A 20,056-nucleotide genomic window follows, 5' to 3' on the forward strand; every position below is an offset into this window, starting at 1 on the left:
CGGGAGGGTCAACACGGCTTCCGCATGGTGCCAACTGCTGAGTCGATACGAAACCCGATGACGAGAGCGAACCCGGCGGGCGCGCCGCCGGAATGGCGGCGCTTCGTCCAGCTGTTCCTGGCTGTGGCGGCGGTTCTCGGCGCCGTCTGCATCGGCTTCGTGGCCGCCCTCGACCCCTACGGGTTGCGGGCCGGGCCGGGGCGGGCGCAGGGGCCGCTGATGGATGGCAACCAGCGCTTCATGTACCCGCAGATCGCGCGCAGCGGCGCCTACGATGCGGCGGTGTTCGGCACCTCGACCCTGCGCCTGCTCGACCCGGCGGATCTCGGCCGCGCCTTCGGGGGCCGCTTCGCCAACCTGTCGATGAATGCGGCGACCCCCTACGAGCAGAGCGAATTGGCCCGGCTCTACCTGCGCCACGAGCGGCCGAAAACGCTGCTGTTCGGCATCGACCCGACCTGGTGCGAGCCGGATGCGGCCGAGCGCCGCCTGACCTTCCGCGCCTTTCCCGCTTGGCTCTACGGACGCATCACCCTGTGGGACGCGCTGCGGCAGGTGAACTGGCAGAGCCTCGGCACCGCATTCGAGGCCGCGCTGTACCGGCTCGGGCTCGTGCGCGCGCGGCTCGCCGGGAACGGCTACGCGGTCTTCACCCCGCCCGAGGCGCTGTACGACGCGGCCCGCGCGCAGGCGCATATCCGCAGCGCTGAGGCGATCCAGGCTGCCGCCGAGGCCGTGCCGGGCTACCGGCCGACGCCCCCCGACGCGCCGATGCCGGCGCTTGGCTGGCTCGACGCGCTCCTGGCGCAGGCCCCGCCCGAGACCCGGACGCTTCTGGTCTTCCCGCCCGTCCACGTCTCGCAGCAGGCGGCGCCCGGTTCGCCCGCCGCGGCGCGGGAGGCCGCCTGCAAGGCGCAGGTGACGCGGATCGGCGCGGCCCATGGGGCGACCGTGGTCGATTTCCGCATCCCGTCGCCGATCACGACGCAGGACGCGAACTACTGGGATCCGCTGCATTACCGGCTGCCGATCGCAGGCCGGATCGTGGCCGGTCTGAAGGCGGCGCAGGCGAGCGGGCGCGACGATCCTGAGGGCACCTACCGGGTTCTGGCGCACGCGCCTTAGGCCGAAAATTCGATGAACCGCGCCGCGGAACGGGGGTTCTCCGTGGCGCATGAGTGGCTTGGTCCGTGTGGCTTGGACTGCCACGAGCCGGCCGTACTCTCGCCCGATCGGCAGGCTCTACACCCCGCGGCCCCTCCCGCTGCGCCTGCCTCGAAGGCAGGGGCGGACGGGGGCCGTCATATCGGAGTTGCAGAGAGTCCCATGATCGCACGCACAGCCATCGCCCTGATGATCACCACGAGCGCGGCTCTGGCCGGCCCGGCGGCGGCACCGGCGGGGGACCGCGACGCCCTGCGGCAGTACTGCACCGGGGATTACCTCAGCTATTGCGGCGAGTTCGCGCCGGACAGCACCGAGGTGCGCGCCTGCTTCAAGCAGAACAAGGCCAAGCTCTCGCCGGGCTGCCAGGCGGCCATCACCAGCTACAACAAGGCCCAGAAGCGCGCCGACCTGCGCTGAGGCCAGCTCAGGCCGGCTGGCCGTCAGCCCTTCGCGGCGGCCTCGGCCCGCGCCCAGCCGTCCTTGGTCTCGGCCACGAAATCCGCGAGCCGCCCGGCCGCGATCGCCGCGCGCATGCCGGCCATCAGGGCCTGATAATAGGCGAGGTTGTTCCAGGTCAGCAGCATCATCCCCAGGATCTCGTCGGACCGAACGAGGTGGTGGAGATAGGCGCGCGAATAGTCCCGCGCCGCCGGGCAGTCCGAGGCCTCGTCCAGCGGCCGCGTGTCCTCGGCGTGGCGGGCGTTGCGCAGGTTGATCCGGCCGTGCCTTGTATAGGCGAGGCCGTGGCGGCCGGCGCGGGTCGGCATCACGCAATCGAACATGTCGATGCCGCGCATCACCGACTGCATCAGGTCGTCGGGGGTGCCGACGCCCATGAGGTAGCGCGGCTTGCCGGCCGGCAGATGCGGCTCCACCGTCTCGATCATCGCCAGCATCACCGCCTGCGGCTCGCCAACGGCAAGCCCGCCGATGGCGTAGCCCTTGAGGCCAAGATCGGTCAGCGCCCGCGCGCTCTCGACGCGTAATTCCGGCACGTCGCCGCCCTGGACGATGCCGAAGAGTGCCTTGCCGGGCTGCTCGCCGAAGGCGACGCGGCAGCGCTCGGCCCAGCGCAGGGAGAGGTGCATCGCCTTCTCGATCTCCGGCCGCTCGGCCGGCAGGCGCACGCATTCGTCGAGCTGCATCTGGATGTCGGAGCCGAGCAGGCCCTGGATCTCGATCGAGCGCTCCGGGCTCATCCGGTGGGCGGTGCCGTCGATATGCGAACGGAAGGTCACGCCCTCTTCGTCGATCTTTCGCAGGGCCGACAGCGACATCACCTGGAAGCCGCCGGAATCGGTGAGGATCGGGCCGTCCCAGCGCATGAAGCGGTGGAGGCCGCCGAGCCGCGCCATCCGCTCGGCGCCGGGGCGCAGCATCAGGTGGTAGGTGTTGCCGAGCACCACGTCGGCGCCCAGATCGCGCACCTGCTCCGGATACATCGCCTTCACGGTCGCGGCCGTGCCCACCGGCATGAAGGCCGGCGTGCGGATGTTTCCGCGCGGCATGGCGATGTGGCCGGTGCGGGCCTGTCCGTCGGTGGCGGAGACCGTGAAAGAGAAGTCGGTCGGGGGATCGAGCGGTTCGGTCATCGGTCCGGGGATGTGGGAGGCTCGGGGCGGGCGTGATAGCCCGGCGCGGCGTCGATCAGGAAACGCATCGCATCGAGGCCGGCCCGCATCGTCGCTTGCGACACCGCCTCCAAGTCGCCGAAACGGGCCGCGAGGGCGTCCTCGACCGCTTCGTGATAGATTTTCGGAAGCAGGGCCGTCAGGCGGCGTCCGGCCTCGGTCTTCGAGACGATCCGGCCGCTGGCGAGGGTCTCGATGATGCGGCCCACCCCCAGCACGCCCCATTCCAGGGCCCCCGCATCGCAGGCGTCGTCGGGCGCCTTGCCGGCCAGCGCGGTCTCGTGATGCACGAGCCAGGGGCGCCAATGGGCTTCGAGGTGGGCGAGGCCGTAGGCGTGCAGCGTCGCGTCGTCGTCGGCGATGTTCAGCGCCGCCGGCGTCGCCCCGAGGATCGGACGGCTGGACCGGGCAAGGCACCGCCAAGTGGCCGGGTTCACCCCACGGCAGGGCTCGCCGCTGCGAAGCTGCCCGTCCACGCTGAAGGGCACGACGGCGCCGGGCTCCGGCGGGTGACGCAGGGCCTCGATCGGCAGGTAGAAGCCATCGAAATGCGGCCCGCCGGCCCGCGCCAGGGCGGCGTGAACCCGCGCCAGCGCGTCCGTCTCTGCCGCACTGAGGGGGCCGTCGAGGAGGGCGACAAAATCGATGTTGCTGCGGCCCGGTCGGAAATCACCGAGCGCCACCGAGCCGACGAGATAGAGGCCGCGCAGTTTCGGGCCGCCCTCGCTCGCCATCAGGCCGAGGAAGCGATCGACGGTGCGGGCGACATCGACCCGGAGCGGTGGGCGCCGGCTGCTCATGTGATGGACTCCGAAACCGGGGCACCCTCCGGAAACAGCAGGCTGGCATCCCCGTAGGAGTAGAAGCGATAGCCGGATTGGATCGCGTGGGCATAGGCCGCGCGCATGGTATCGAGGCCGGCAAAGGCCGAGACCAGCATGAACAGGGTCGAGCGTGGCAGGTGGAAGTTCGTCACCAGGGCATCGACCGCGCGGAAGCGGTAGCCCGGCGTGATGAAGATGTCGGTAGCCCCGGAGAACGGGCGGATCGTGCCGTCCGGGTCGGCCGCGCTCTCCAGCAGGCGCAGGGCGGTGGTGCCGACGGCGACAACCCGGTTGCCCCTCGCCCGCACGGCGTTGAGCCGCGCGGCGGTGGCGGCATCGAGGATGCCGATCTCGGCGTGCATCCGGTGGGCGTCGGTATCGTCCGCCTTCACGGGCAGGAACGTGCCGGCCCCGACATGCAGGGTGACGTGGACCCGCTCGATCCCCGCCGCGTCGATGCCCGCGAGCAGCGCGTCCGAGAAATGCAGGCCGGCGGTGGGGGCGGCGACCGCGCCGGGCTCGCGGGCATAGACGGTCTGGTAGTCGGTCGTGTCCTGCGCGTCGGTGGGCCGCTTGCCCGCGATGTAGGGGGGCAGCGGCAGGGCGCCGAGCCCGGCGATGGCCTCGTCGAGCGCCGGCCCGGACAGGTCGAAGCGCAGCAGGATCTCGCCGCCCTCCCCCCGCTCCTCAACCGTGGCATCAAGCCCCGACAGGGCGCAGACTTCACTGGCGCCCTCGCTGCCGAAGCGGATGCGGTCGCCGGGGGCGAGGCGCTTGGCCGGGCGGGCGAAGGCGCGCCAGCGATCGGGCGCCTCGCGCAGGTGCAGCATCGCCTCGCAGCGCTGTCCCGAGCCACCGGCCCGATGGCGGATGCCGGAGAGCCGGGCGGGGATCACCCGCGTGTCGTTGAAGACGAGGGCGTCGCCGGGGCTGAGCAGGGCGGGCAGATCGCGCACGCCGCGATCCGCCAAGGGGTCGCCGGGGCGCACCACGAGCAGGCGGCTCGCGTCGCGCGGGCTCGCCGGCCGCAGGGCGATCGCCGCCTCCGGCAACTCGAAATCGAACAGGTCCACACGCATCTCAGGGCCATCAGCACGGATGGGCGTCCGACGCAAATGGCGGATTGATCGCAGAAGCCGGCCGGAGCAGCATGACACCGGAGGCATCGCAATGGCAGACGTGCTGATCGTCGGCGCCGGGCCGGTCGGCCTGACGCTCGCCTGCGAGCTGGCGCGCTACGGCGTCAGCATCCGGCTGATCGACCGCGCGCCTCAGGCGACGCAGACCTCGAAGGCGCTCGTCGTCTGGTCGCGCACCCTCGAATTGATGGACCGGATGGGCTGCACCGAGGCCTTCCTCGCGGCGGGCCTGCGCGCCCGCGGCGCGACGCTGCGCGGTGGCGGCCGGGTGCTCGGCGGCCCGGACTTCTCCGACATCGCCAGCCCCTACGCCTTCGGGCTGATGATTCCGCAGAGCGACACCGAGCGGCTGCTGGCCGAACACCTACGCAGCTTCGGGGTCGCGGTCGAGCGCGCAGTCGAACTCACGCGCTTCTCACAGACGCCCGACGGGGTGGAGGCACGGCTCTCCCACGCCGACGGGCGCGAGGAACGGGTGGCGACAGGCTTCCTGATCGGCTGCGACGGCGCCCACAGCGCCGTGCGGCACGGGCTCGGTCTGCCCTTCCGCGGCACGGCGCAGGGCGACGAGTGGCTGCTCGCCGACATCCGCCTCGACGGCGAGGGGGTCCCGCCCGGCGACGCGATCGCGGTCTATTTCCACCGGGACGGACCGTTCGTGATCTTCCCGATCCCCGGCGGCCGGGCGCGGGTGGTCGCCACGGTCGGACGCGCGGACGGCCGGCCGCGACCCGATCCGACGCTGGAAGAGGTCCAGGCCCTGGTCGCCGCTCGGGCCGGGCCCGGCCTCCGCGTCTTCGATCCGGTCTGGCTCAGCCGCTTCCGCATCCATGAGCGGAAGGTGTCGGAGTATGGCCGGGGCCGCGTGTTCCTGGCGGGCGATGCCGCGCATATCCACAGCCCGGCCGGCGGCCAGGGCATGAATACCGGCATGCAGGACGCGGTGAACCTGGCCTGGAAGCTCGCTCTGGTGCGGCGCGGCGCGGCCGCCCCATCGCTCCTCGACAGCTACAGTTCGGAGCGCAACGCCGTCGGCGAGATGGTCCTGCGCAATGCCGGATGGCTCACCGCCATGGCGACGCTCACCCACCCCCTCGCCCAGGCCGTCCGCAACCGCGCCCTGCGTCTGTTCCTCGGCTTTCACGCCGTGCGGCGCCGGATGGCGGCGACGATGAGCGAAATCGCGATCGGCTATCCCGCCTCTCCGCTCTCGGTCGGGCCCGGCGCCGGCCGGCGCTGGCGGCCGGAAGATGCGGCCGGTCCGCCGCCGGGCGCGGGCACCGACCCGCGCTTCGTCCTCTACGCGGCCGATGCCGAGCGCGGGACGGCGCTGGCCGCCCGCTTCCCCGGTCTGGTTCAGCCCGCACCACGAGCGAACCCCGAGCCGGAGCGCCTGCATCTGGTGCGCCCCGACGGGTATGTCGGCCTCGCAGCCGGCGCCGCCGACTGGGACGCCGCGGCGCACTACCTGAAAGAATGCAGACCGGCCTGAACGCGGTGCAGCCGAGGCGCCTGTTCGCGCGTTGAGGTAGCGATTCGCCGGAGAACGCCGCCCACAATGAAATGGTTTGCAATCAGCCCGCGGGATCCAGCCGACCCGCGCTGGCCGCTTCCGGAAACGCCGCGGATCACCCTCAAGGCCGAGAACGCGAACGACGCCCGCCGCCGTTTCGAGGAAGCCTATCCAAGCGAGCCCTTCGGCACGCCGGGCCATCCCACAGGCGATGTCCGACCCGGCAGTTTCCGGGGCGACGCGGAGGCGCTGCTGGTCGAGGAGACCGACACGCCACCCGCGCCGGACGCTTGAGCCGTGCCGCCGGCCACAGGAATCTTCGCGCCATGACCGAAACCACGACCGAAACCGGCAAACGCCCCCCGCACGAGACCCTCGACGCGCAGCTCGTGCGCTACTGGGAGCGGGAGGCCACTCGCTTCGACGAATTGTCGGCGCGGGCGAGCTTCGGCTGGATCAGCCGCAACTATGCCCGCAGGGCGCAGCGTGCCCGCGAAAAGGCCGAACGCAGCCGTGCCAAGGAGGTCGCCCGCGGACGCCTGCCCGCATCCGCGCAGGCGGCCGATCGGGACGGCGATAGCCCGAGCTAAAACCTTTGCCGTGGCCTTCCGGGGCCACGGATCGTAAGGGCGGGGCCGTCCCCTCCCCGCCCCCTTGAGCCGCATGACAGGAACCGAAAAGGCTGCCCTGGCGAGCGCCGCCGTCGGCGTGCTCGTCACGGCGCTGAAATTCACCGCCTATTGGCTCACCGGCAGCCTCGCGCTCTATTCCGACGCGCTGGAGAGCATCATCAACGTCGTGGCCGCGGCCTGCGCGTTCCTGGCCGTGCGCGTCGCCGCGCAGCCGGCCGACGAGGATCACCCCTACGGCCACCACAAGGCGGAGTATTTCTCCGCGGTGATCGAGGGCGCGCTGGTCATCGTCGCCGCCCTGCTGATCCTGCGCGAGGCGTATTTCGGCATTCTCGACCCGAAGCCCCTCGACGCGCCCGCGCTCGGTCTGGCTGTCAACGGCGTCGCCACCATCATCAACGCGGTCTGGGCGACGCTGCTGTTCCGGCGCGGCCGGCGGCTGCGCTCGCCCGCCCTGTTGGCCGATGCCCGCCACATCCTCGCCGACGTGGTGACGTCGGGCGGCGTGCTCCTCGGCCTCGGCTTTGTCCTCGCTACCGGAACGCCGGTGCTCGATCCGGTCGTGGCAGGCTTGGTGGCCCTCAACATCCTGTGGTCGGGCTGGACGATGGTGCGCGATTCAATCAACGGCCTGATGGATCAGGCGGCCTCGCCCGAAATGGTCACGCGCATCCGCGCCCTGATCTCGGCTCACAGCGAGGGCGCCCTAGAGGCCCACGACGTGCGCACCCGCCATGCCGGCAGCGCCACCTTCATCGACTTCCACCTCGTCGTGCCGGGCGAGATGACCGTGTTCGAATCCCACGCGATCTGCGACCGGCTGGAGGGTGTGATCGAAGCGGGGATCGAGGGCGCGGTCGTGGTGATCCATGTCGAGCCCGGCGATCAGGCCAAGCTGCGCGGCGTGCCCGTGATTTGAAGCCGGCTTGGGGCGCGATAAGGCGGCTTGCATTGAAGCGGGTCTTCCACGCCGAGCGACCGGAACGCCTACGACCCGTTCGACGGATGCTGGGCGAGCGATCTCAGCCAACTCGTGCCCGACCTGATCCGGGTGCTCGGCCATCACGGGCTGACCGAGACGACGGCCCCGACTTCGGGAGCGGCCCGGCCGTGACGCTCGCCGCGCCGCGGCCAAGCGCGGCTTCACCCGCTTGACCCGTCCGGCACGGGCTCCCTACACACTCGGACAGGCGCCGATCCGGCGGCGCCGGCACTGAAGTCGAAGAGAATGACCGAGCGCGTCGATCCGAAGAAGCTCATCAAGGGCGGCCTCCACGACTGGGAGGTCGTGATCGGCATGGAGATCCACGCCCAGGTCACGAGCCGCTCCAAGCTGTTCTCCGGCGCCTCGACCGAATTCGGCGGCGAGCCCAACGACCACGTTTCGCTGGTCGATGCGGCCATGCCCGGCATGCTGCCGGTCATCAACGAGGAATGCGTCGCCCAGGCCGTGCGTACCGGTCTCGGGCTGAAGGCCCAGATCAACCTTCGCTCGGTGTTCGACCGGAAGAACTACTTCTATCCGGACCTGCCGCAGGGCTACCAGATCTCGCAGTACAAGGACCCGATCGTCGGCGAGGGCGAGGTGCTGGTCGATCTGCCCGAGGGCGAGTCGATCACGGTGGGCATCGAGCGCCTGCACCTCGAACAGGATGCCGGCAAGTCGCTGCACGATCAGGATCCGACCAAGAGCTTCGTCGATCTCAACCGCTCCGGCGTGGCGCTGATGGAGATCGTCTCCCGGCCCGATCTGCGCTCCTCCGAGGAGGCCAGAGCCTACGTGACGAAGCTGCGCACGATCCTGCGCTATCTCGGCACCTGCGACGGCGACATGGAGAAGGGGAGCCTTCGCGCCGACGTGAACGTCTCCGTGCGCCGCCCCGGCGAGCCGCTCGGCACGCGCTGCGAGATCAAGAACGTCAACTCGATCCGCTTCATCGGTCAGGCCATCGAGACCGAGGCGCGCCGCCAGATCGCGATCCTGGAGGACGGCGGCAAGATCGATCAGGAGACGCGCCTCTACGACCCGGGCAAGGGCGAGACCCGCTCGATGCGCTCGAAGGAAGAGGCGCACGATTATCGCTACTTCCCCGATCCCGACCTGTTGCCGCTCGAATTCGATCAGGCCTACGTCGATGCGCTGGCCTCGGGCCTGCCGGAACTGCCGGACGCCAAGAAGGCGCGCTTCATCAAGGATTTCGGCCTTAGCGCCTATGATGCCGGCGTGCTCGTCGCCGAGCGGGCCTCGGCCGACTACTTCGAGGCGGTCGCCCGCGGGCGCGACGGCAAGGCCGCCGCGAACTGGGTCATCAACGAGCTGTTCGGCCGCCTCAACAAGGAGGGGCGCAGCATCGAGGACACACCGGTCTCCGCCGAGCAGCTCGGCACCATCGTCGATCTGATCGGCGACGGCGTGATCTCAGGCAAGATCGCCAAGGACCTGTTCGAGATCGTCTGGTCCGAGGGCGGCGACCCGCGCGCGATCGTCGAGGCCCGCGGCATGAAGCAGGTCACCGATACCGGCGCCATCGAGGCGGCGGTGGACGCGATCATCGCCGCCAACCCCGACAAGGTCGAGCAGGCCAAGGCCAAGCCGACCCTGCTCGGCTGGTTCGTCGGCCAGACCATGAAGGCGACGGGCGGCAAGGCCAATCCGGCCGCGGTCAACGCGCTGCTGAAGGACAAACTCGGTATCGAGTAGGCCCTGTGGTCGCATCTAGAGTGCGTTCCGATCAATTGGCCACCGGTTCGTCGGAAGAACGCGCGGCAACGCGATGACCTCGATCGCTTTTTCAGCGAAGCGGATGCCGGTTCGGCGAAAGAAAGCGCATTGAAACAGAGACCTGGAGACGTCGGCTCGATGCAATCCGATCGGATACAACTCTAGCCAGATCAGGATTCGAGCCGTTACCGCAGATGTTGGCCCGACGGTCGCCGGGCGACCCTCGGGCCAACGTTAAGTCAATTCGCATTTCGCGTCGCGAGGGTCGCGGGCGGGGAAATATTTTCAGGAATTGTCTCTCAGCATCCAATCTCCTTTAACTTCGAGCTGAGAAGCTTCGCTCTCCCCACCAGCCTCGGGCGCCGGCCTCGGTCGACGCTTTCGGGGGAGCCAAGCGATGTCCGCGTCCCGTCCGGTGCCACACAGCGATCGTGGAGCCGCTGCACCCGTCCAGAACGCGCCGCGGGAGGACGGGTTGGAAAGCCGCCTCGACGCTCTGTGCCGCTCCGTCGCCGAAATCTTCGCCGTCCCCATGGCGGCGATCGCGCTCATCGACGCGGATCGCATCCGTTTCCGCGCCCGCTACGGGCTCGCGGAGGCCGTCATCGACCGCGAAGACGCCTGCTGCCAACACACGATCCGCCAGCCGCGCGGTCACGCCCTCGTGGTGCCGGACCTGATCCGCGACGAGCGTTTCGTCCATTCTCCCCTCGTCCTCGGCGCGCCGCATGCCCGCTTCTACGCGGGTCTGGCGATCCGCTCGGGAGCGGGCCGGGTCGTCGGCACGCTGTGCCTGATGGATTGTGTGCCGCGGGACGATGTCTCGTCCGACCGAGTGCGCGTCCTTCAAGAATTGGCGCTCGTCGCCGAGGCGCATCTTGAGCTCGACGAAGCCCACCGCGCGAGCGAGGCCGCGGAACGCCGGCGGGCGGAGGCGCATCTCTTGGAATGGGAGGCGCGCCAGAGGGCGCTCGAGGCGGCCCATGCCATGGCCGAACAAATCGCCGCCTTCGGCCATTGGCGGATCGATGCGGCCACCCGCACCATCGCGTGGTCGGACGGGATCGCCCGCATCTTCGGGCGCAACGCCGAACGCGCGACGCTGCCGCTCGAAACCCATATCGGCTTCTATCATCCGGATGACCGCGAACGCGTCTGGGCCGCCATGGACGAGGCGCTCGCGGGCCGCAGCCGGACTCTGGGGGGTGGCTACGAGCACCGCTCTCGCATCCTTCGTCCCGACGGCGAGATCCGGGTGGTGGCCGTTCACGGGATCGGCGAACACGATGAGGCGGGCCGCCTCGTCTCGATCTTCGGCGTCTGCCTCGATGTCACCGGCATGGCCCGCTCCGAGCAGCGCCTGCGCGAGACCGGCGAGGCGATGCGGGCCGCTCTCGAGGCGATGGATCAGGGCCTCGTCATGATCGGCCCCGACGACCGGGTTCAGGTCCACAACCAGCGCGTCCGCGATCTCCTCGAACTGCCGGAGGATGTTCTGCACGAGGGTGTGTCCTACAGGGCGGTGCGGCGCTTTCTCGGCCGGCGCGGCGAGTTCGTGCATGCGCCGCCCGAAGCCCAGGAATGGCTGGAGCACGGTGACTTCCCGCCCGGCGTCCAATGCTACGAGGGGATGCGGCCCAACGGCACGATTCTGGGGGTACGGCACGCTCCGATGGCCTCCGGCGGCCACATCTGCACCTTCACCGACCTGACGGCGTCGCGGCAGAGCGAGGCGGCCTTGCGCTCGGCCGAGGCCGATTACCAGTCGTTGTTTCAGAATGCGGTGATCGGCGTCTATCGGGCCCGGCTCGACGGCGGCATCGTCCAAGCCAACCGGGCGCTGGCCCGGCTGCACGGCTACGGCGATGCGGGCCTGTCCCTGCCGGAGGGCGGCTTCAGCCATGACTGGTACATCGAGCCGGGCCGGCACGAGGCCTTCCTGGCCTGCCTGGAGCGGGAGGGCCACGTCGAGGACTTCGTATCCGAGGTGCGCCGCCACGCGGGCGGGGAACGCATCTGGGTCTCCGAGACCGCCTGGGTGGTGCGCGACGCGGCGGGCCGGCCGATCTGGTTCGAGGGCACCGTCGCGGATGCGACGGAGCGCAAGCGCGCCCAGGCGCTGATCGAGCACATGGCCCGCCACGACGCGCTGACCGGGCTGCCCAATCGCCGGCTGTTCCAGGAGACCCTGGCCCGGGAGATCGACGGGGCCCGGCGCGACGGCGGCTCGGTGGTGGTGCTGTGCTGCGACCTCGACCGCTTCAAAGCGGTCAACGACACCTTCGGCCATCCCGCGGGCGACGCCCTGCTCCGCGTCGTCGCGGGCCGCCTCCGCACGACCCTGCGCGAGGGCGACGTGGTGGCCCGGCTCGGCGGGGACGAGTTCGCGATCATCTTGCCAAGCCGGGGGAAGCAGCGCCGCATCGCCGCCTTCGCCCGCCGGCTGATCCAGGCCGCCGGGCGGCCGGTCGATCTCGGCGGCCGCGCCACCACCGTCGGCGTCAGCATCGGCGTGGCGGTTTGGCCCAAGCACGGCGACAGCGCCGACACCCTGTTCAAGAACGCCGACATCGCACTCTACCGGGCCAAGGATTCCGGGCGGAACACCTTCCGTTTCTACGAGAGCGGGATGGCTCTCGCGGTCGTGACCCGCAACCTCCTGGAAATCGAGATGCGCGAGTCGATCCGCTCCGGCGGGTTCGCGCTGCATTACCAACCGATCTTCGCCCTCGCGGACGGTGCACCGCAGGGCTTCGAGGCTCTGTTGCGCTGGAATCATCCGTTGCGCGGGCCGATCTCGCCGGGGGCCTTCATCCCGCTGGCGGAGGAGAGCGGCCTCATTACCCAACTCGGCGCCTGGGCGCTGCACGAGGCCTGCCGCGAGGCGGCGTCCTGGCCGGGCGATCTGCGGGTCGCCGTCAACGTCTCGGCGGTGCAGTTCCGCAAGACCGGGCTGGAGCAGAGCGTCATGCGCGCGCTCGCGGCCTCGGGCCTACCGGCCGGGCGGCTCGAACTGGAGATCACCGAAAGCGTGCTGATGCAGGATTCGGACGCCGTGATCGGTTCTCTGCACCGCCTGCGCGCCATGGGCGTGCGGATCGCGCTCGACGATTTCGGCACGGGCTACTCGTCCCTGAGCTACCTGTGCCGGTTCCCCTTCGACAAGATCAAGATCGATCGCGCCTTCATCCGCGACATCGACGAGCCCGTGGCGGCGGCGGTGGTGCGCGCGGTGGTGGGTTTGGGCGAGCGCCTCGGCATGGCCATCACCGCCGAGGGCGTGGAGACGGAGGAGCAATTGGTGCAGGTGCGGCGCAAGGGCTGCACCGAGGTGCAGGGCTTCCTGCTCGGCCGCCCGTTGCCCGCCGCGGAGGCCATGACCCTCGTCGCGGGGCGGGTGGCAGCCTGAGCCGGTGCACGAGGACGGTGGATGGTGGCACCTGTCGAAGACGGATCGGCGGAAGTCCTGAGCGGAGGGCGAGCCGGCGCGTCGATCGGAAAGACTGAAATTTAAGAGTAATCGGCTATCGCTTCGGCCGTGACGTCGATGGCGAGAGCGGTGTCCGACCCCGTTGGGTCGGGCACCGCTCTATCCTCTTGTTTGCGGCGCTTTCTTTCGATGAACCGGAACCCGCTTCGTCGGAAAGCGCTCGAGGGGCGGTGATGCAGGGACAGATGCAGCAGGCGGATCCGGACCTCGACCGCGCTCTGGCTCCCGCGCACCGCGCCTGGGAGGCGCTGCGGCAATATGCGCTGCCGCCCTCCCCGCGGAACTACGAATTGCTGCACACCTTCTTCGCCGGCGCCAATCCGCCGCTGAGCGAACGCCTCGCGGCCTGTCTGGCACCCGGTGGAACGCTGACCGAGGAGCAGGCGAGCGCGCTCTACGACGCCTGCATCGCTGGGACCGCGACAGAGGCCTCCGTGCTCGATGGGGCGGGCCGGCTGGCGGAGGCGGCCGGTACCCTGGCGGAGCGCGTCGCGGGCAGTCGGAAGGCGCTCGCCGGCTATGGTGATGCCCTGACCCATTGGTCCGGCCGCCTGAATGCACGGCCGACCGCCGATGAGCTGATGACGGCGCTCGTCGCCCTGATCGGTGAGACCGAGCAGGCGCAGACCCGCAATCACCTGCTCGAGGAGCAGCTCTCGGTCTCCGCCGCCCACATCGCCAAGCTGCACAAGGATCTCGTCGAGACGCAGCGCGCGGCGGCGACCGATGCCCTGACGGGGCTTGCCAACCGCAAGACCTTCGACGGGTTCCTGCGCGACTCGATCGCCCGCACCCGGAGCGATTCCGGCAGCACTTTCTCCCTGCTCATGCTCGACATCGACCACTTCAAGGGTCTCAACGACCGGCACGGCCACCGCTTCGGCGATCAGGTGCTGCGCCTCGTCGGACGGCTGCTCAGCGCGAAGACGACGGATCGCGACCTCGCCGCGCGCTACGGCGGCGAGGAATTCGCGATCGTGCTCGGCGAGGCCGGCATCGGCGCCGGCGTCGCGCTCGCCCAGGAGATCTGCGGCCGGCTGCGGGGTCAGCGGCTGGTCAAGCGCGGCACCGGCGATGTCGTGGCACAGGTCACCATCTCGGCCGGCGTCGCGCAGTACCGGCCGGGCGAAGCCGCCCGCGACGTGATCGAGCGGGCCGACCGCGCGCTCTACGAGGCCAAGCGGACCGGCCGCGACCGTGTCTGCCCGACGCCGCGGGCCGCGGTCGCGTGAGGTCGCGCGGCGATCAACGGAAATCGGTCGGCGCGAGACCGTAGCGGGCGATCTTGTCGTAGAGGGTCTTGCGCGGCACGCCGAGGGACTCGGCTGCCAGCCGCACGTCGCCGCCGGCCATGATCAGCTCCTCGCGGATCACCCCGCGCTCGAACCGCTCGACCTGGTCGGACAGGCTGAGCGCTGTCGTCGGCGCCGCCTCCGGGGCGGCCTGACCGGCGAGGCCCAAGGCGCAGCGTTCGGCGAAATGATCGAGTTCGCGCACGTTGCCCGGCCAGGAATGGCGCAGGAGGTGATCGCGCATCGCCGCCGTCACGGGGGGCGCCTCGCGGCCGAACCGGGCGGCGGCGCGGGCCAGGAAGTGCTGGAACAGCATCAGGATGTCCTCACGCCGCTCGCGCAAGGGCGGGATGACGACCGTGACGACGTTGAGCCGGTGGTAGAGGTCGTCGCGGAACGTGCCGGCGGCGGCCTCCTGGCCGAGATCGACCTTCGTGGCCGAGACGACCCGCATATCGATCGGCCGCCGCTCGTTGGTGCCCAGCGGCTCGACCACCCGCTCCTGCAGCACCCGCAGCAGCTTCACCTGAAGCGCCAGCGGCATGCTTTCGATCTCGTCGAGGAACAGCGTGCCCCCTTGCGCGTGCTCGATGCGCCCGACCCGGCGCTTGAGCGCCCCGGTGAAGGCGCCGGCCTCGTGGCCGAAGAGTTCGCTTTCCACCACGCTGTCGGGCAGCGCGCCGCAATTCATCGCGACGAAGTTCTTCGAGGCGCGCCGGCTCCAGCGGTGGAGGGCGTTGGCCACCACCTCCTTGCCGGAGCCCGTCTCGCCGAGCACGAGCACGTCGACATCGGCGCCAGCCACGTCGCGCACGAGGCGGCGTAGGCGCACGATTTCCGGCGAGATGCCGAGGAAGGCGGGATCCTCCTCGATCGCCGCGTCGAGCCGGGCGATGAGCCGGCGGTTCTCCAGAACGAGCCGGCGGCGGTCGAGGGCGCGGCGCACCGACCCCATCAGCGCTTCGGCCGGATAGGGTTTGGCCAGGAAATCATAGGCGCCCGAGCGCATCGCCGCGACCGCCATCGAGATATCGCCGTGCCCGGTGATGAGGATCACGGGCAGGTCCGGGTCCTCGGCCTGGATCCGCTCCAGCAGGGCGCGCCCGTCGAGACCCGGCAGACGCACGTCGGTGACGACGACCCCCGGTGGCTCGGCCCGGATCGCTGCGAGCGCGGGTTCCCCCGCCTCGAAGGTCTCGACCTGGAAGCCGTCGAGTTCGAGGCTCTGGCGGTTGGCGCGCCGCACGTCCTCCTCGTCGTCGATGAAGACGATCCGCTCGGACGCGCCGTCCGGCTCGCTGCTCATATGGCCTCCAGGCTCCCGACCGGCTTCGCGTTCCGCTTGTCCTGCCCCGCGTCCGCCGGAGCGGGGGCGCGGGTCAACTCCATCCGGAAGGTCGTGCCGTCGGCGCCCGAGTGCAGCCCGAGCGTTCCGCCGCATTCCTCGACGATACCGCGGCAGATCGCCAGACCGAGCCCGAGGCCTTCGGATTTCGTGGTGAAGAACGGGTCGAACACCTGCGCCCGCACAGCTTCCGGGATGCCCGGTCCGTTGTCGGCGACCTCGACCGCGATCCGCTCCTCGCTCGCCTCGACCCGCAGGGCGATCCGCGGCTCCGGGCGGCCGGTCACGGCGTCGAGGGCATTCTGCATCAGGTTGACGACGACCTGTTCCAGGCGCGGCCCGTCACCGAGCACGGCGAGATCGGGCGCGGGAAGCGGCGCATTGAGGGCGATGCCGGCTTGGGCGGCGCGCCAGGAGACGACTTCGAGGCTCCCGCGGACGATGTCGGCCAAGCGCACCGGCTCGCGCCGGCCCGAGGCGCGGCGGGCGAAGCCCTTGAGCTGGCGGGTCAGGGTGCCGATGCGCTCGGTCAGCCGACCGATCGCCGAGACGTTCTCCGCCGCATCCTCGACGCGTCCGCGGCGCACGAGAATCGCGGTGTTGTCGGCATAGGAGCGGATCGCGGCGAGCGGCTGGTTGATCTCGTGGGCCATGCTGGCCGCGAATTGGCCCAAAGCCGCGAGCCGCCCGGCCTGGGCCAGTTCGCGGCCGAGGCGCTCGCGCTCGGCCTCGGCGCGGCGGCGCTCCTCGATCTCGCCGAGAAGCTGCCGGTTGGCGTCGCTGAGCGCGTGCGTGCGCTCGGCCACCCGCGCCTCCAGGTCCTCGCGCCGGGCGGCGGCCTCTGCGAGCCGGGTCCGCATCCGCCGCCGCCGGCCCATCAGCATGGCGAGCCCGGCCCAGGCAAGACTCGTCGTCAGCAGGGCGATCACCCGGCCCTGCGCCCGCTCGCGCTGAACCGCGGCGGCGATCGGGGTCAGGGTGTGGAGGCGCCATTCGGTGCCGGGGATCGGGGCGTCGAGCATCAGCGCCGGCCAAGCGGGCTTGGCGCTGCCGCCGACCCGGACGAGATCATTCGCGCCGAGATCGGCGTAGAGTGGCAGGGGCAAGAGCGTCGCTTCGCCGAATTCGAGCGCCTCGCGGATGCGCCTGCGCTCCGCCTCGTCGATGGCGCGCAGAGCCTTGAAGCGCCAGGCCGGGTCGCTCGCCACCAGCACGATACCGCGGGCATCGGTAACGAACACGCTCTCGCGGCTCGTGCGCCATGCCGCCTCGATCGCGTCGAACTCGATCTTCACGACGACGACGCCGGCCGCGCGGGGCAGCCGGCGAGCGAGATAGTAGCCCGGCCGGCCGCTGACCGTGCCGAGCGCGAATTGCGAGCCGGAGCCGGTCGCCATCGATTCCCTGAAATAGGGGCGAAAGCCGTAGTCCCGGCCGAGGAAGCTCTTTTCCGAGGTCGCGTTGCTCGCGGCGACCGTCACGCCATCGGTGCCCATCACGTAGATCACCGCGGCCCCGGTCGCCTCAGCGATCTGAGCGAGGCGACCGTTCACACCCTCGACGAGTTCGGGGTCGGGCGCGGGTGCCACGATGCGAGCGATCTCGGGGTCCGCGGCGAGCGCGAGCGGCAGCGAACTCTGCGCCTGCATCTCGGCCCGAAGCGCCGCGACCTGGAGTCCAAGCGTCGAGGAGGCCGAACGCCGCAGATCGGTCAGCGCCCACCGTTCCGCCACCCGCCCGCCGAGCCAGCCCGACAGCAGCAGAGCCGCGAGCCCCGCCAGCACCACGAGCGCCCGCCGGTAATCTTTCGCGGAAAGCGGAGCGGCGACGATCACCGCGGCCAGTCCAGTGCGAAATTCCGGAACGATCCGGAACCCTGCGTGCGGATCACCGCACCAGGCATTCCAGCGCCTTGCACCTGCGAACGTGAAATATCATTCATTTCAGTGCTTTAACAAAAAGTTATCGGCGCCTTCGGATTGGCATGCTGGTTGCCATTCCCTGATCGTAACGCAGCCATGACTGAACTGCAGAGCTGTGTGCCGCGAGGCCAAAAGCAAGAGCGGACGGTACCGGAATCCTCCTCGGGAGGCGTCCGGCGAACCGATCCGACGGACCGCCCACCGTCCGACAGGGAGAAACGCCCATGGCCACCGTGCCGTCCCCTTTGACCGCGCCCCACGCGCCGCCCGCACCCAAGCGGCTCTATCGCACGCTGTACTTCCAGGTGCTGGTCGCCGTCGCCATCGGCATTGCCCTCGGGCATTTCTACCCGAAGCTCGGCGCCGACATGAAGCCGCTCGGCGACGCCTTCATCAAGCTCGTCAAGATGATCATCGCGCCGGTGATCTTCCTCACCGTCGTCTCCGGCATCGCCGGCATGACCAATCTCGAGAAGGTCGGCCGCGTCGGCGGCAAGGCGCTCATCTACTTCATCACCTTCTCGACGCTGGCCCTGATCGTCGGCCTCGTCGTCGCCAACGTGCTCCAGCCCGGCCACGGCCTGCATATCGACCCGAACTCGCTCGATCCGAAGGCGGTCGCGACCTATGCCGGCAAGGCCAAGGAGCAGAACATCGCCGACTTCCTGATGAACATCATCCCGACGACGGCCGTCGGTGCGTTCGCGGGCGGTGAAATCCTCCAGGTGCTGTTCTTCTCGGTGCTGTTCGGCTTCGGCCTCGCCTTCCTCGGCGAGCGCGGCAAGCCGGTTCTCGACATCATCAAGGTGATGTCGGAGGCGATCTTCGGCGTCGTCAACATCATCATGAAGGTCGCCCCCATCGGTGCCTTCGGCGCGATGGCCTTCACCATCGGCAAGTACGGCATCTCCTCGCTCGCCAACCTCGCCTACCTCGTCGGCGCCTTCTACCTGACCTCGGCGATCTTCGTGCTCGGCGTGCTCGGCGCGGTCGCCCGCTACAACGGCTTCTCCATCCTCAAGCTCATCCGCTACATCAAGGAAGAGCTGATGCTGGTGCTCGGCACCTCCTCCTCGGAGTCGGCCCTGCCCTCGCTCATCGACAAGATGGAGAAGGCCGGCTGCTCGCGCCCCGTCGTCGGCCTCGTGGTCCCGACCGGCTACTCGTTCAACCTCGACGGCACCAACATCTACATGACGATGGCGGCGCTCTTCATCGCCCAGGCCACCGACACCCCAATCACCTATGGCGAGCAGATCCTGCTGCTGCTGGTGGCCATGCTCTCCTCGAAGGGCGCTGCGGGCGTGACCGGCTCGGGCTTCATCACCTTGGCCGCGACGCTCGCCGTCGTCCCCTCCGTGCCGGTCGTCGGCATGGCGCTGATCCTCGGCATTGACCGCTTCATGTCGGAGTGCCGCGCCCTCACCAACTTCATCGGCAACGCGGTGGCCTGCATCGTCGTCGCCCGCTGGGAAGGTGAGGTCGACGAGGCCAAGCTTCACGCCGCGCTGGGTGGCAAGCCGGTCGCCGAGGCGACCCCTGCCCCGGTCCTTCAGCCGGCTGAGTGATCCGGTCAGGAGGGCGCACCGTCCTGCGTCCTTCGTCCGGTATGGGAGCCGCGGCAGCCGGAAAAGGGCTGCCGCGGTTTCTCGCTTTCTGAGGCCTCTCGGAGCGCATTTTCGCAGCGTCTGTTCTTACCGGTCCTTGGAGACGATGCTCTATCCTCCGGCGCATCGCTGCTTGGCGATTCGAGGAGGTTTCATGCTCAAGGGACGCTGCCATTGCGGGGCCATCACCTACGAGATGCCGAGCGAGGTGGCCCATAACACGCTCTGCCACTGCTCGGATTGCCGGCGCCATTCCGGCGCGCCGATGGTCGGCTGGGCGACGGTGCCGGCCGAGCGCGTGACAATCTCCGGCGAGCCCTCGGTCTATGCCTCTTCCGAGCACGGACGGCGGCATTTCTGCGGGCGTTGCGGCACGGGCCTGTTCTACGTCAACGAGCAGACCCTGCCGGGTATGATCGACGTGCAGACCGGCACCCTCGATACGCCCGAAGCCCTGCCGCCGCAGGCGCATATCCAGGTGGCCGAACGCGTCGCCTGGATGGAGGAGGCGCACCGGTTGCCGAGCTTCGAGCGATTTCCGGGCGCTTGATACCAAGCTGTATGGATCCCGACCGATGCTCGGTTTCCAGGCGTTCGGCGGAAGCTCGCCACGCCGCCGCGTGAGCAATCGGCGATGAGTCCTCATCGTCGTCGATTGTACGAGGTATCCTCCGGGACATGCGTGGGGCTTTGTATTCTACCCTATGTTGCATTTACCTGATGCGCCTGCGAAGCAGAACGTGCGGATAGCCGGTCCGTCGCCTGCCGAGAG

At 69.8% G+C, this 20,056-nt stretch carries 16 protein-coding genes; 11 read left to right on the forward strand and 5 right to left on the reverse strand.

Going from position 1 to position 20,056, the window contains the following annotated elements:
- Positions 1–57: 57 nt before the first annotated feature.
- Together M2437_RS18015 and M2437_RS18020 are read left to right on the forward strand one after the other, a co-directional pair.
- Positions 58–1,125, forward strand: coding sequence for a hypothetical protein (locus M2437_RS18015; RefSeq protein ID WP_253388259.1), 1,068 nt, complete (start codon positions 58–60; stop codon positions 1,123–1,125).
- A 201-nt stretch (positions 1,126–1,326) separates the two neighbouring features.
- Complete coding sequence (locus tag M2437_RS18020) at positions 1,327–1,584, forward strand: hypothetical protein (RefSeq protein ID WP_003602368.1); 258 nt, start codon at positions 1,327–1,329, stop codon at positions 1,582–1,584.
- Positions 1,585–1,607: 23 nt separating this feature from the next.
- Here M2437_RS18020 and tgt read toward each other — a convergent pair whose 3' ends face one another.
- Genes tgt through queA form a run of 3 tightly spaced genes read right to left on the reverse strand, consistent with a single transcriptional unit; the run spans position 1,608 to position 4,701 of the window.
- The gene (gene tgt / locus M2437_RS18025; RefSeq protein WP_253388260.1) at positions 1,608–2,759 is read right to left on the reverse strand and encodes a tRNA guanosine(34) transglycosylase Tgt; all 1,152 of its coding nucleotides are present in this window, start codon (positions 2,757–2,759) and stop codon (positions 1,608–1,610) included.
- On the reverse strand, positions 2,756–3,598 hold the full coding sequence (locus M2437_RS18030) for an aminoglycoside adenylyltransferase domain-containing protein (protein ID WP_253388261.1): 843 nt from the start codon (positions 3,596–3,598) through the stop codon (positions 2,756–2,758). Before M2437_RS18030 ends, tgt begins: the two co-directional genes overlap by 4 nt.
- On the reverse strand, positions 3,595–4,701 hold the full coding sequence (queA, locus tag M2437_RS18035) for a tRNA preQ1(34) S-adenosylmethionine ribosyltransferase-isomerase QueA (RefSeq protein WP_015951447.1): 1,107 nt from the start codon (positions 4,699–4,701) through the stop codon (positions 3,595–3,597). The genes M2437_RS18030 and queA overlap by 4 nt, the downstream gene beginning before the upstream one ends.
- On the opposite strand from queA, the gene M2437_RS18040 reads away from it, so the two are divergent.
- From M2437_RS18040 to M2437_RS18070, 7 genes are all read left to right on the forward strand, one after another.
- Positions 4,700–6,253 (forward strand): FAD-dependent oxidoreductase, encoded by a 1,554-nt coding sequence (locus tag M2437_RS18040; protein WP_253389643.1) that lies wholly within the window; start codon positions 4,700–4,702, stop codon positions 6,251–6,253. The genes queA and M2437_RS18040 overlap by 2 nt on opposite strands.
- 66 nt (positions 6,254–6,319) lie before the next feature.
- Complete coding sequence (locus tag M2437_RS18045) at positions 6,320–6,568, forward strand: hypothetical protein (protein ID WP_253388262.1); 249 nt, start codon at positions 6,320–6,322, stop codon at positions 6,566–6,568.
- 32 nt (positions 6,569–6,600) lie between these two features.
- The gene (locus M2437_RS18050) at positions 6,601–6,864 is read left to right on the forward strand and encodes a hypothetical protein (protein ID WP_056118228.1); all 264 of its coding nucleotides are present in this window, start codon (positions 6,601–6,603) and stop codon (positions 6,862–6,864) included.
- Between the two features lie 73 nt (positions 6,865–6,937).
- Positions 6,938–7,825 (forward strand): cation diffusion facilitator family transporter, encoded by an 888-nt coding sequence (locus M2437_RS18055; protein WP_015823312.1) that lies wholly within the window; start codon positions 6,938–6,940, stop codon positions 7,823–7,825.
- A gap of 309 nt (positions 7,826–8,134) precedes the next feature.
- Positions 8,135–9,607: an Asp-tRNA(Asn)/Glu-tRNA(Gln) amidotransferase subunit GatB gene (gene gatB / locus M2437_RS18060; protein ID WP_015951442.1), complete on the forward strand. Its 1,473-nt coding sequence runs from the start codon at positions 8,135–8,137 to the stop codon at positions 9,605–9,607.
- A gap of 418 nt (positions 9,608–10,025) precedes the next feature.
- Positions 10,026–13,037, forward strand: a complete 3,012-nt coding sequence (locus M2437_RS18065; RefSeq protein WP_253388263.1) for a bifunctional diguanylate cyclase/phosphodiesterase — start codon at positions 10,026–10,028, stop codon at positions 13,035–13,037.
- Positions 13,038–13,291: 254 nt separating this feature from the next.
- Positions 13,292–14,350 (forward strand): GGDEF domain-containing protein, encoded by a 1,059-nt coding sequence (locus M2437_RS18070; protein WP_015823308.1) that lies wholly within the window; start codon positions 13,292–13,294, stop codon positions 14,348–14,350.
- A gap of 13 nt (positions 14,351–14,363) precedes the next feature.
- On the opposite strand, the gene M2437_RS18075 is transcribed toward M2437_RS18070, so the two are convergent.
- Together M2437_RS18075 and M2437_RS18080 are read right to left on the reverse strand one after the other, a co-directional pair.
- On the reverse strand, positions 14,364–15,716 hold the full coding sequence (locus M2437_RS18075; RefSeq protein WP_253388264.1) for a sigma-54-dependent transcriptional regulator: 1,353 nt from the start codon (positions 15,714–15,716) through the stop codon (positions 14,364–14,366).
- Positions 15,713–17,590 (reverse strand): sensor histidine kinase, encoded by a 1,878-nt coding sequence (locus tag M2437_RS18080; RefSeq protein WP_253388265.1) that lies wholly within the window; start codon positions 17,588–17,590, stop codon positions 15,713–15,715. The genes M2437_RS18075 and M2437_RS18080 overlap by 4 nt, the downstream gene beginning before the upstream one ends.
- 311 nt (positions 17,591–17,901) lie before the next feature.
- On the opposite strand from M2437_RS18080, the gene M2437_RS18085 reads away from it, so the two are divergent.
- Both M2437_RS18085 and M2437_RS18090 read left to right on the forward strand, forming a co-directional pair.
- Positions 17,902–19,245, forward strand: coding sequence for a dicarboxylate/amino acid:cation symporter (locus M2437_RS18085; RefSeq protein WP_253388266.1), 1,344 nt, complete (start codon positions 17,902–17,904; stop codon positions 19,243–19,245).
- Positions 19,246–19,438: 193 nt separating this feature from the next.
- Complete coding sequence (locus M2437_RS18090) at positions 19,439–19,834, forward strand: GFA family protein (RefSeq protein WP_253388267.1); 396 nt, start codon at positions 19,439–19,441, stop codon at positions 19,832–19,834.
- Positions 19,835–20,056 lie beyond the last annotated feature (222 nt).

It is taken from the genome of Methylorubrum pseudosasae, assembly GCF_029504475.1.
Lineage (GTDB): Bacteria > Pseudomonadota > Alphaproteobacteria > Rhizobiales > Beijerinckiaceae > Methylobacterium > Methylobacterium extorquens.